This window comes from Microbacterium sulfonylureivorans (genome assembly GCF_003999995.1).
Taxonomy (GTDB): domain Bacteria; phylum Actinomycetota; class Actinomycetes; order Actinomycetales; family Microbacteriaceae; genus Microbacterium; species Microbacterium sulfonylureivorans.
Genome location: NZ_RJAD01000002.1, coordinates 590,795 through 602,635 on the forward strand (window position 1 = coordinate 590,795; position 11,841 = coordinate 602,635).

General features: G+C 69.6%; 11 protein-coding genes. 1 reads left to right on the plus strand and 10 read right to left on the minus strand.

Features of this window, described 5'->3' with window-relative positions; all coding sequences use genetic code 11:
• Position 1: 1 nt before the first annotated feature.
• The 9 genes from lnt to EER34_RS12380 form a co-directional block, all read right to left on the minus strand.
• Positions 2-1,579 (minus strand): apolipoprotein N-acyltransferase, encoded by a 1,578-nt coding sequence (gene lnt, locus EER34_RS12340; RefSeq protein WP_127475226.1) that lies wholly within the window; start codon positions 1,577-1,579, stop codon positions 2-4.
• A 37-nt stretch (positions 1,580-1,616) separates the two neighbouring features.
• A complete protein-coding gene (locus EER34_RS12345; protein WP_127475228.1) occupies positions 1,617-4,130 on the minus strand; it encodes a DEAD/DEAH box helicase in 2,514 nt (837 codons plus the stop codon).
• Positions 4,127-4,888 (minus strand): twin-arginine translocase subunit TatC, encoded by a 762-nt coding sequence (gene tatC, locus EER34_RS12350; protein WP_127475230.1) that lies wholly within the window; start codon positions 4,886-4,888, stop codon positions 4,127-4,129. The genes EER34_RS12345 and tatC overlap by 4 nt, the downstream gene beginning before the upstream one ends.
• A gap of 64 nt (positions 4,889-4,952) precedes the next feature.
• Positions 4,953-5,210 carry a Sec-independent protein translocase subunit TatA gene (gene tatA / locus EER34_RS12355; protein WP_127475232.1) on the minus strand — a complete coding sequence of 86 codons (258 nt, stop codon included), beginning with the start codon at positions 5,208-5,210 and terminating at the stop codon, positions 4,953-4,955.
• Between the two features lie 85 nt (positions 5,211-5,295).
• Positions 5,296-6,258, minus strand: coding sequence for a helix-turn-helix transcriptional regulator (locus EER34_RS12360; RefSeq protein ID WP_240642307.1), 963 nt, complete (start codon positions 6,256-6,258; stop codon positions 5,296-5,298).
• Positions 6,255-7,250 carry a helix-turn-helix transcriptional regulator gene (locus EER34_RS12365; protein ID WP_127475233.1) on the minus strand — a complete coding sequence of 332 codons (996 nt, stop codon included), beginning with the start codon at positions 7,248-7,250 and terminating at the stop codon, positions 6,255-6,257. Before EER34_RS12365 ends, EER34_RS12360 begins: the two co-directional genes overlap by 4 nt.
• Before the next feature lie 56 nt (positions 7,251-7,306).
• Complete coding sequence (locus tag EER34_RS17515; protein ID WP_164743550.1) at positions 7,307-8,239, minus strand: FKBP-type peptidyl-prolyl cis-trans isomerase; 933 nt, start codon at positions 8,237-8,239, stop codon at positions 7,307-7,309.
• 9 nt (positions 8,240-8,248) lie between these two features.
• Positions 8,249-9,271, minus strand: coding sequence for a tRNA (adenine-N1)-methyltransferase (locus EER34_RS12375; protein ID WP_127475235.1), 1,023 nt, complete (start codon positions 9,269-9,271; stop codon positions 8,249-8,251).
• Entirely contained in the window at positions 9,268-9,915 is a 648-nt protein-coding gene (locus tag EER34_RS12380) for an HAD family hydrolase (protein WP_164743562.1), read from the minus strand. Before EER34_RS12380 ends, EER34_RS12375 begins: the two co-directional genes overlap by 4 nt.
• A 172-nt stretch (positions 9,916-10,087) precedes the next feature.
• Here EER34_RS12380 and EER34_RS12385 point away from each other — a divergent pair, with 172 nt between their 5' ends.
• Positions 10,088-10,954, plus strand: coding sequence for a PAC2 family protein (locus EER34_RS12385; protein ID WP_127475238.1), 867 nt, complete (start codon positions 10,088-10,090; stop codon positions 10,952-10,954).
• A gap of 32 nt (positions 10,955-10,986) precedes the next feature.
• On the opposite strand, the gene EER34_RS12390 is transcribed toward EER34_RS12385, so the two are convergent.
• The gene (locus tag EER34_RS12390; protein WP_127475240.1) at positions 10,987-11,811 is read right to left on the minus strand and encodes an undecaprenyl-diphosphate phosphatase; all 825 of its coding nucleotides are present in this window, start codon (positions 11,809-11,811) and stop codon (positions 10,987-10,989) included.
• Positions 11,812-11,841 lie beyond the last annotated feature (30 nt).

An 11,841-nucleotide genomic window follows, 5' to 3' on the forward strand; every position in this document is an offset into this window, starting at 1 on the left:
CTCAGTCAGCCTGTGCGACGCCGGTCCCCGCGGGGGCCGGCGTTTTCGCATCCCTGCGCGTGCCGACGCCGACGGCGATGCCGAGCCCGACGAGCAGAATGAGGCTTCCCCATCCCAGGACCGCCTGGACCCACGGCCCGGCGAGCACCGCGGGCGTCAGGCCCGTACGGAGCGGGACCTCGGTGAGCATGTGCCCTGCCTCACCGGCCGGAAGTCCGTCGATCGTGGTTCCGTCCGGCGCGATGACCTGACTCGTTCCGACGGTCGAGAGGTTGACCACCGATCGCCCCGTCTCGACCGCACGCATGCGCGCGAAGGCGAGCTGCTGCAGATTCTCGTCGGTGTCGCGGAAGTCGGCGTTGTTGGTCTGGAACATGTACACCTGTGCGCCGTCCTGCGCGCCGGTCCAGATGACCTCGTCGTAGATCACGTCGAAGCAGATCGCGAGCCCCACCCCGATGCCCTCGAGGTCGAAGAACGGCGGGTTGGTGCCCGGCGTGTACTCGCGCTGGATCAGGCCGATGAGGTCTGGAGCCAGCGCCTCGAAGAACCATCGGTCAGGGACGTACTCCCCCATGGGCACCGGGTTGGTCTTGTCGTGGATCTGCACGGCGCCCTCGCCCGCGACCCACAGCATCGACGTGTTGAACGTGTCGTCGCCGCGCGTCGTCGCGGCGTTGACGATGAGCGGAGCATCCACCCGCTCCGACAGCGCGTCGAGCGTGCGCGCGGTGCCCTCGTTCGTGAGCGGGTCGGAGTCGAGCCCGCCCTCGGGCCAGAGCAGCACGTCGAGATCCTCGCCGAGAAGAGGAGCGGATGCCTCCAGTTGCGCGCGCAGGACGTCGTTGCGCTCGCGAGGATCGAAGTAGCCGGACGGCCCGTTGCCCTGCGCGCTGCCGACCGTCAGCGTGCCGGCGGCCGTCGTGGGGAAGGCGGGGACCAGCAGGAGGACGGCAGCCGCACTGAGCGCGGGCAGGGCCGTTCTGAGGTCGCGGAGCCGACCGATCCGGACCCACTCGATCGCGGCGGCGGTGAAGGCCACCATCAGGAACGTGAGGCCCGCCACGCCGGTCCACGACGCGACCTGGGCGAGCGGGCTCTCGGACTGGCTCATCCCGATGCGCGCCCACGGGAACCCCGTGTACGGCCATGACCCCATGAACAGCTCCCGTGCGGTCCAGATCCCGGCGACGAGGAGCGGCGTCGCGATCAGCGCTGCCCAGCGCGACGGGAACAGGCGCGGCATCCATCGGTACACCAGCGTCAGCAGGATCGATCCGACCGCCATGAAGATCGCTTCGAGGCCCGCGAGGGCGAACCACGGAACGAGCCCGAGGTACCGCGTGATCCACATGATGTGGACGAGGTAGAACGTCGCGCCGAACACGAAGCCGACCAGGAGGGCGCTCCACGCCGAGCGGCCGATCAGCGCGATGAGCGAGAGCCCCACCCCGACGAACGCGAGCGGCCACCAGCCGAGCGACGGATAGGCCAGGTCGAGGACGACGCCGCCCACGATCGAGACGAGCACGGCGGCCCACAGGGGCAGGAGCGGGCGCGGCGCGGCGGCGAGAGGCACGTGAATACCCTAAGCGGCCGAGACTGGGCGGCCGCTGTCAGACGGCCGAGTACGCGACGATGCCGCGGCGCACGGACTCGAGGGCCTTCCGCGCCGTGGACGCCAGCGAAGCGTCTGCCACGATCGAGAGCTGGTCGAGCAGGTCGATGGTCTGCTTCGACCAGCGGACGAAGTCGCCCGCCGCCATGTCGGCCTCCACGAGGACGCGCTCGAGCGGGGCGCCGCGGGCCCAGGAGTGCATTGCCTGGGCGAGTCCGGCCGCGATCGGCTCGGACCCGGGCAGCCGGTGCTCCTGCTCGAGGTCGTCGAGACGCTGCCACAGCTCGAGCGTCTCGGTGAACGCCGCGCGGAACGCCCCGCGTGGAAGGCCACGCTCGCCGGGGCCGCCGTCGTCGCGCCGGGGTTCGTAGACCACGCAGCACGCGAGAGCGGCGAGAGACGCAGCATCCAACTCGTTCCACAGTCCCTGACGCAGCGACTCGGCCACGAGCAGATCCCGCTCTCCGTAGATGCGTCGCATCGTGCGCCCCGCGGGAGTCAGGCTCGTCGCACCGTCATCGGCGATGCGCACGTAGTCGAGCTCTCCGAGCACATCGACGACGCGGTCGAAGATGCGCGCCACCGTGCCCGTGCGGGTGTCGATCTGCTGACGCATCTTGTCGATCGTGCGCTTGAGACGCCAATAGCGCTCGCCCCACCGGGCGTGGTTCTCGCGGTCGGGGCACGAGTGACAGGGATGCCGCTGCATCTGCCGCCGGAGCACCCCGAGTTCGCGGTGGCGCTTGTCTCGGGTCGACCGCGAGGCGTTCGCGTCCTTGCGGTTGAGCTTCTCGAGGTCGCTCAGATCACGGCGGATCGCGGAGTACTCCGTGAAGTCGCCGCGATCGCAGGTCATCGCCTTCTCGTAGCCCGCGAGGGACTCCTCCTGCTCCCGCACCTGGCGGGCGAGCCCGACGACGGCGCGGTCGGCCTGGAACTGCGCGAACGACGACTCGAGGATCTCGCGGGCTCGGGCGCGGCCGAACTGATCGATGAGATTGACGGCCATGTTGTAGGTCGGTCGGAAGCTGGAGTTGAGCGGGTACGTCCGTCGAGACGCGAGCGCGGCGACGGCCTGGGGATCGAGTCCCTCCGTCCATTGGACGACGGCATGCCCCTCGACGTCGATCCCGCGTCGGCCGGCGCGTCCGGTGAGCTGCGTGTACTCCCCCGACGTGATGGCCACACGGGCCTCGCCGTTGAACTTCTCGAGCTTCTCGAGCACGACGGTGCGCGCGGGCATGTTGATGCCGAGGGCGAGGGTCTCGGTGGCGAACACGACTTTGACCAGCTTCCGCTGGAAGAGCTCCTCGACGACCTCCTTGAACGCCGGCAGCAGGCCCGCGTGGTGCGAGGCGACGCCGCGCTCGAGGTTGTCGAGCCAGTCGTAGTAGCCGAGCACCGCCAGATCTTCGTCATGGAGGGAGCGCGTGCGCTCCTCGACGATGCCGCGGATCTCGAGCCGCTCCTCCTGCGACGTGAGCCGAACGCCCGAGCGGCGCACCTGCTGGACGGCGGCGTCGCACCCCACACGGCTGAAGATGAAGAAGATCGCCGGCAGCAGGTTCGCCCTGGCGAGCAGCTCGACGACGTCGGGCCGGTCGAGGCGTTCGATCCGCTGCACGTTCGCCGCCCGCACTGGGCGCTTGCCGCCGCGGTTCGGGCGGCGGCGGGATGCTTCGTACCCCGCGTGCCGGGCACTGTTGCCCGCCTGCACGCGACTGTTGCGCTCGAAGTTCGCGCCTTTGAACGACCGGATCCGCATCAGCTCCTGGTTGACCTGCGCGGTCGCGATCCCGGCGCGGTCGTCGAAGAGCGGCAGCAGATCGCCCCGCACCAGGACGTGCTGCTCGAGCGGCACCGGCCGCGTCTCCGACACGACGACCTCGGTGTCGCCACGGACCGTGTCGAGCCAGTCGCCGAACTCCTCGGCGTTGGAGACGGTCGCCGACAGGGAGACGAGCTTCACCGCCGGCGGGAGGTGGATGATGATCTCCTCCCACACGGCGCCCCGGAAGCGGTCGGCGAGATAGTGCACCTCGTCCATCACCACGTAGCGGAGGCCTCGGAGCGCCGGCGAGTCCGCGTACAGCATGTTGCGGAGCACCTCGGTGGTCATCACGACGATGCGCGCGTTGCCGTTGATGTTCGTGTCGCCGGTGAGCAGTCCGACCTCGTCGACGCCGTAGACGTCTTGCAGCTCGCGGAACTTCTGGTTCGACAGGGCCTTGATCGGCGTCGTGTAGAAGGCCTTGTCGCCATGACCGTCGACCGCCGGCTCGCGCATCGCGAGGTGCACCGCGAACTCGCCGACGATCGTCTTGCCCGCCCCCGTGGGCGCGGCGACCAGGACGCTGCGACCCTCCTCGAGGGCGCGGCAGCCCGCTACCTGGAAGTCGTCGAGGGTGAACCGCTGGGAGGCCGCGAACGACGCGGTGATCGGATGACTCCGGTCGAGGTCGGCGGACGCACGCGCTCGCGCGTACCGCTCGGCGTGACCGGCGTCCGTCATACGCTCGCCTCGGGGGGCAGGATCAGCGCATCGCGCTTGGCCCTGCGCCGATCGAACAGCAGGGACACGCCTGCGGCGGCGAAGAAGAGGACGACCATGATGCCGGAGAGCATCAGCATGCTCACGACGTCTGCCGAAGGGGTCGCGAGCGCCGAGAACACGACGGCGACGATGACCGCGACGCGCCATCCCTTGAGGATCGCGCGACCCGACATCACGCCTGCGAAGTTGAGGGCGACGAGGAACACCGGCAGCACGAACGCGACTCCGACCACGATCAGCAGCTTGAAGACGAAGTCGTAGTAGTACGCCGCCTGATAGAACGAGGCGGCGCCCTCGGGAACGAACGTCGCCATGAGCTCGACGATGTGCGGCATGATCACCAGGCCGACGTAGCATCCGGCGAAGAACAGCGGGATCGCTGCGGCGAGGAAGCCGATCGTGTACTGCACCTCTTTGCGGGTGAGCCCGGGCATGACGAACGCCCAGATCTGCCACATCCAGATCGGCGCCGAGATCAGGATGCCGATCGCGAAGGACATCCTCAATCGGAGGTCGAAGCCCGACGTCACGGTGTCGAACATCAGCTCGACCTTGCCCTCTTGACCTTTGGTCTCGGCGACCACGCGCAGTGGCTCGGTGATCAGCACGATCACCCAGTCCGTGATGAAGAACGCCACCACCATGCCGACGATGAGGGCGAGGGCCGCCCACATCAGGCGCTTGCGAAGCTCGACCAGATGCTGGCCCAGCGACATGCGCTTTTCACGCCGCGTCGGGGATGCTCCTACGCGCGGCGGTTCCGCCGTCTCCACGGCGGAGTCAGGACTTGGTTTCGGTGGTTCCGCCCGCGTCGGTGCGCACCTCTGTGGAAGGGGCCTCGACGGAAGAGGCGGTTCCGGCCGACGTGACGTCGGTCTTGGACGTGTCGTCGTCCTTCATCGCCTTCATCTCACCCTTGAAGACGCGAGCGGACTGACCCATGCTCTTGGCCAGCGCCGGCAGCTTCGCCGCGCCGAACAGCAGCAGGATCACAGCGAGGATGATCAGGAAGTGCCACCCTGTGAGGCCTTGCAGCATGTCGATTTCCTTTCGGCGGGTCCGGATTCAGTGTAACCCTCCGGCAGACGCGGCGGTGTCTGCGAGGCGAACTCCTGGTGATGCGTCAGCGGTACTGAGCCAGGCCGGACTCGGCCCATTCGGCCGCCGCCCGTCGCGCCGCCGCCGGTTCGAGGATCTCGACCGCGCCGCCTTGGCGCGCCGCGAGCCGCCGCAGGCTGAACTCGTCGGCAACGCGCATCGTCGCGACCGAGACGTCACCGGATGTCTCGACCGTGGCACGGTCGAGGTAGTCGCCGAGGAGTCGGCCCTCGGTCTCCGGGAAGCGGATGCGAGCGACCACGTCGCCCTCGCCGGACTCGAACCAGCCCGCGGCGGGCTCCCCCGCGTGCGTGATGGGGATGTCCGTCAGTTCGAGGTCGCTCACCCGGTCGAGATGGAACGTGCGCATGGCCTCCCGCAGGTGGCACCAGCCCTGCAGATACCACTGGCCGTCCGCGATGTGAACCTTGACGGGATCGACCGTGCGCGTCGTCGGCGCAGCATCCGGTGCCTTGTAGGTGAACGAGACCGCGACTCCGCGGCGGAGCGCGCTCGCGACCGCATCGCGCACGGTGTCGACCGGTCCCGGAGCCACGATGACCTCGGCGGGGGTGCTCGAGGCCCCGCGGGAGAGCTTGGCCAGGAGACCCGCGAACAGGTCGGTGTCGCCCACGCCCGGGATCGTCCGCGCGAGCTGAAGACCCGCGAGCAGCGCCGCGGCCTCGCGCGCGGTCAGCTTCGGTGAGCGCTCGAGACCGACGGAGTTCGTGATGACGATGATCTCGCGCTGGTCGAGCAGATCCCAGTCGATGTCGAACAGGTCGTTCGCCATCTGCCAGTAGCCGCCGTCACCCGGCAGGCCGATGACGGTGAGCTTCTCGACCATCGAGCGCATCTGTTCGGGGCTCACGTCGAACTCGTCCGCGGCCTCGGCGATCGACACCTCGCCCTTGCCGATGAGATACGGCACGAGCTGCAGCATCAGCGCGGCGCGATCGGTCGCGACAAGCGGGCGACGGGCGCTCACGACGCACCTCCGTTCAGCTCGCGGGCGGCGGCCAGTCGCTCGATCACCTGGTCGCGGAGCTCGACCGGCTCGACGACCCTCACCTCGGGTCCGTACGAGGCGAGTTCGTCGGCGAAGATGTGGATGTCGACGAAGGGCACCCTGATGCCCTGGTCGGCCGGGGATGCGCGCCGCGCGAGACGCAGCGCCGCCTCGGTACCCGGGTTGACCTCGAGCAGCGACGTGCTCCGCGCCGCGACCTCCTCCAGTCCGCGAAGCGCGCGCTCCCCCGCTCCTTCGCGCAGCGACGGGTCGAACGACTCCCTGGTCAGCACGACCGGCCCGACGATGCGGGACAGGAGGAACGTCCGATCCCCTTCGGCGTCGAGATCGATGCCGAAGACGTGCCAGCGCGCCTCGTACTCCACGAGCGCGAGCGGCTGCGTCCGGCGGGTGCGCGGCGCGTTCTCGCCCGGCTTGAGATAGGGGAACTTCGCCACGCGACTCTGCTCGATCGCCTGCTGCAGCACAGGGAAGGAAGGATCGCGGAGGCTGATCCGAGGCGAGTAGCCGATGATCGGCTCGTCGACGGGGATGCCGAGCGCTCGGATCTTGCGCAGTCCGCTGCGCGCGTCATCCGACATCGAGCTCTCGCTCCACACCCCGCCCGCGAGGTTGAGCAGCGCCAGTTCCGCCGGCGTGAACTCGATGTCCTCCGGCAGTTCGTACTCGGCTGTCGGAACGCGATAGCGCGCCTCGCGGAGGTCGTCGGGATCGGCCCAGTCGCCGATGGTCTCGATGGGGACGCCGAGCCCGCGGAGGCTCTCCTTGTCGCGCTCGAACATCTTCTCGAGCGCATCCTTCGACGCACCCGACTCGCTCTGCTCGCGATAGCCTGCGACCGACGTGAGGATCGTGTCCTTGGTCAGTCCCTGGTCGGTCGCCATCAGGGCGACGACGAGGTTGACCAGCCTCTCTTCGGGCGGAGACTTCGCGGGGGCGTTGGCGGGCACTCCCTCATCCTAGAGTCGCAGAACCGGAGCGACCGCCCGAGCGGCCGAACCGCCGACTACTGGGTGGTCGCGGGATCGAGGCCCAGGATGTCGAACACGAACACGGTCGCCTGATCCGTGCCGGTCTGATCGGCGGGCACCACGACCATGACCTGCGATCCGACCGTCTGGCCCACGAGCGCCTCGGAGAGGACGGGATCGCCGTCGAGCGGGAGCGACTCCGCGCGGGTGTCCCACGTCGTCTTGACCTGCTCCTTGTCGTCCCACGACACGCCGAGCATGTGCACGCGCACCGGGACGTCGCCCTCGACGACGGGACCGTCGCCCTTCTTGATGGTCTGCACGACGACATCGGTCGGAGCCGCGCCGTCGGGGATGATCAGGCCGGGGCGGCCGTCGGGGTCGCGCACGACCGTCGGAAGCCCGGTGCCGCTGTTGAACTGGTCGGCGCCGTCGGCGGCGCCGAGGTAGACGTTGCGCACGTCGATCACGGCGACGGCCGTCTCGTCCTCTGCCAGGCCGACACTCGCGGCGGCCTCGGCCTCCATGTCGCCCGGGGCCATCGACACGACGACCCTCGTACCCTCGGTGGCGCACTCGAGAGCGGAGTCCCAGGTGGGGAAGGTCGGGACCACCTCGGTCATGCTGACGACGTTCGAGAGGTCTCCCGAATAGGAGGATGCGTAGACCGTCTCGCCCGTCTCGCCCGAGACGATGGTGAAGTCGAGGACGACGAGCTGGTCGTCGCGCGTGATCGGGACGCTTCCGCCGCCCTGCTCGACGGTCGCCCACGAGCCGTCGGTCGTGTGGAAGGGCGTGTAGAGGTCGACCTCGGGCGCCTCTCCGAACTCTCCGCTCACCGGGGCGAGCTCGAGCAGCTCCGCATCGGAGGCCGGCTGGGGGCAGTCGGAGGAACCGGGGAGCGAGCAGCCGGCCAGGCCGACGGTCGCGAGCCCGAGGATCGCGAGGGCAGCGGGGATCTTGCGCACCGGAACAGTCTAGGCGGAAGGATCGCCCTCGCCCGTCGCGGCATCGCCGGTCGCGCCCGCTGCGAGCCGTGCGCCGTCAGCGGCGCGCTGCGCTTCGCGCACGCGCTTGCGGAGGTTCTTGTCCGTGATCTGACGATCGCCGACCGCTCCAGGCGTCCACAGCTCGACGTCCTCGTCGCCGTAGCTCGACTTCGACGCGCGACGCTTCACCTCGGGCGGCACCGCACCCGGAGCCAGCCGACGCGCCCACAGCAGGAATCCGGTGTGCGCGATCATGCGATGGTCGGGACGCACGGCGAGGCCCTCGACATGCCAGCCGCGAACCATCGTCTCGCTCGCATCGGGCTCGGTGAAGAGTCCCGTCGCCCGGATGTACTCCGCCACGCGGCTCAGCTGCGTCGCGGTCGCGATGTAGCAGAGCACGACGCCGCCGGGCGTCAGCGCATCAGCGACGACGTCGATGCACTCCCAGGGCGCCAGCATGTCGAGAACGACACGGTCGACCGACGCCGGGGCCACGGCATCCGGAAGCGCCTCCACCAGGTCGCCGACGACGACGTCCCAGTTCGCGGGCGACTCTCCGAGATACGTCTCGACGTTCGCCCGTGCGACGTCGGCGAACTCGGGCCGGCGCTCGAACGAGACCAGCCGGCCCTCAGCGCCCATCGCGCGCAGCAGCCAGAGCGACAGCGCTCCCGACCCGACGCCGGCCTCGACCACGACCGAGCCGGGGAAGACGTCGGCCTCGGCGATGATCTGCGCCGCGTCCTTCGGGTAGATGATGGCCGCGCCGCGCGGCATCGACATCACGAAGTCGCGCAGCAGCGGACGCAGGGCGAGGTACTCGTGCCCGCCGCTGTTGGCGACCACGGAGCCGTCGGGCTGCCCCACCAGGTCGGAGTGCTTGAGCACCCCGTGGTGCGTGTGCAGCTCGCCGCCGTCGCGCAGGGTGATGGTGTGCAGGCGTCCCTTGGGTCCGGTGAGCTGCACGCGGTCTCCGAGGCGGAACGGTCCGCTGGGTCGTTCGGTCATCGGGCGGCCTCCTTGGCACGGTGTTCGGCGTGGAAGGATGCCACGTCCTGCGCGGTGCGGCCCTCGAGGGTCGGCCACACGGTGTGGGCGCCGGCTCCGGCGATCGAGACCATCAGCGGGACGCCGATCGTCGCCGCGCCCGACGCGACCGCGGAGCGCAGCCCGTTGGGCGAGTCCTCGATCGCGACGACCTCGGCGGGCGTCACTCCGAGCGCCTGGCACGCCTGCAGATACGGGTCGGGGAAGGGCTTGGGGCGCGTCGAGTCGTCGCCGGCGATGACGACGTCGAACGCCTCGAAGTCGATGAGGTCGACCACGGTCTGCGCCATGCGCCTCATCGACATCGTGACCAGGCCGGTCTTGATCCCCGCGTCGCGCAGGCTCGCGAGAAGCTCGCGCGCGCCCGGCCGGAAAGGGACCCCGGTGACGGAGAGCTGGCCCATCACGTCGTCTGTCAGGTGGTCGATGATGGCGTGGACGCCCATGCGGACGCCCGCCTCCTGGAAGATGCGGGCCGAATCCTCCAGGCCCAGTCCCACCAGGCTCAGCGCCTGCTCGTGCGACCACGTTCCGCCGAACCTCTCGACGAGCGGCGTCTCGGCCGCCATCCAGTAAGGCTCGGTGTCGACGAGGGTTCCGTCCATGTCCCACAGGACGGCGGACAGTGGTGGGGCGCTCACCGGTCCATGCTACCCAGCGCGGCGTCGCGTCCCCGCCGGAGGCGCCCGCGTGCGGAGGCGCGCGGTCGGCCTCGACCCGACGGACCGCACCGGGCCTATCCTGGAAGGAACCCGCACGGCGGGTGAAGGAGGTCTCGTGGACGGACTGGGACGCCGAGTGCTCATCGCCGCGTTCGACGGGTGGAACGACGCCGGCGAAGCCGCGTCGTCCGCCATCACGCAGCTGCGTGAGGGAGGGACGTACGAGACGGTGTTCTCCGTCGACCCCGAGCTCTATTTCGACTACCAGTACACGAGGCCGCAGATCGCGACGGACGGCGACGGCAAGCGGACGCTGCAGTGGCCGGAGGCATCCCTCCTCAGGCCCACCCGCACGACCCGCGGCGGCACGCAGCTGTGGCTGCTGACCGGGGTGGAGCCCGCTCGCGCATGGCAAGCCTTCGCCACCGAGTTCATCGACGTCGCCCTGCGCGAGGACATCACCGGCTTCCTCTCGATCGGGTCGATGATGTCGGACGTGCCGCACACCCGCCCGATCTCGGTGTTCGCCGGCAGCGACAACGAGGCGCTCCGCACCGCTCTGGAGCTCGAGCGCAGCACGTACGAGGGCCCCGTCGGCATCCTCAGCGTGCTCGGCCACGCGGCCGACACCGCCGGGATCCCCTCCGCCAGCCTCTGGGCGAGCGTTCCCCACTACGTCGCAGGCCACACGCCCTCGCCGAAGGCGACGCTGGCCCTCCTCGACCGCCTGGAGGACCTCACGGGCGCGACGGTGCCCCGCGGCGACCTCGCGACCGAGTCCGCCGCATGGGAGGCGTCGATCGACGCGGCCGCGGCCGACGACGAGGAGATGACGGAGTACATCCGCCAGCTCGAGCGCACGCGCGACACGTGGGACTCCCCCGAGGCTTCCGGCGACGCCATCGCCCAGGAGTTCGAGCGCTACCTGCGCCGCGGCGGCGACGGACCGACGAAGCCCGGCCGCGACGACCCGCGCCGGTAGCGGCATCCACCGTCGTCAGCGCGGTCGAGGCGTCAGTACGCCTCGATGACACCCATGCTGAGCAGCACCAGCAGCGTCGAGCCCACCGCCACGCGGTAGACGACGAACGGCAGGAAGCTGTGCTTGGAGATCCAGTTCATGAAGAACGCGATGACGCCCAGGGCGACGAAGAAGGCGACGACCGTCGCGACGGCGGTCTCGCCGAGGGTGAAGACGCCCGGCTCGTCCCAGCTCTTGAACAGCTGGTAGAAGCCGCTTCCGAACACCGCGGGGATCGCCAGCAGGAACGCGTAACGCGCGGCCGCGGAGCGCTCGTAGCCCATGAAGAGTCCGGCGGTGATCGTGCCGCCCGAACGCGAGACGCCCGGGATGAGCGCGAGCGACTGCGCGAAGCCGTAGATCACGCCGTGCGGGACCGTGATGTCCTGCAGCTTGCGCTTCTTCGCGCCGACCTGATCGGCGATGCCGAGCAGCACGCCGAAGAAGATCAGCATGCCGGCGATGAGCCAGAGCGAGCGGAACGTCGTCTCGATCTGGTCCTGGAAGAGCAGCCCGAGAACCACGATCGGGATGCTGCCCACGATGATGAGCCAGCCCATCTTCGCGTCGGGGTCGTTGCGCGGGATGCGTCCGAGGAGCGCCCAGAACCAGTGGCTGATGATCCTCGCGATGTCGCGCCAGAAGAACAGCACCACGGCGGCCTCGGTGCCGATCTGGGTGATGGCGGTGAACGCCGCTCCGGGATCCTGCGCCGACGGCAGGAACTCCCCCAGGATGCGCAGGTGCGCGCTGGAGGACACGGGCAGGAATTCGGTCAGTCCCTGGACGAAGCCGAGGATGATCGCCTCGAAGAGCATGGGCGCCTTTCGCTTCGGGATGCCGCTGCG

Coding starts and splice junctions, on each gene's coding strand:
- EER34_RS12345 (WP_127475228.1), bottom strand. CDS start 4,130: ATGACGGACGCCGGTCACGCCGAGCGGTACGCGCGAGCGCGTGCGTCC.
- tatC (WP_127475230.1), bottom strand. CDS start 4,888: ATGTCGCTGGGCCAGCATCTGGTCGAGCTTCGCAAGCGCCTGATGTGG.
- tatA (WP_127475232.1), bottom strand. CDS start 5,210: ATGCTGCAAGGCCTCACAGGGTGGCACTTCCTGATCATCCTCGCTGTG.
- EER34_RS12375 (WP_127475235.1), bottom strand. CDS start 9,271: ATGACCGAACGACCCAGCGGACCGTTCCGCCTCGGAGACCGCGTGCAG.
- EER34_RS12380 (WP_164743562.1), bottom strand. CDS start 9,915: ATGGACGGAACCCTCGTCGACACCGAGCCTTACTGGATGGCGGCCGAG.
- EER34_RS12390 (WP_127475240.1), bottom strand. CDS start 11,811: ATGCTCTTCGAGGCGATCATCCTCGGCTTCGTCCAGGGACTGACCGAA.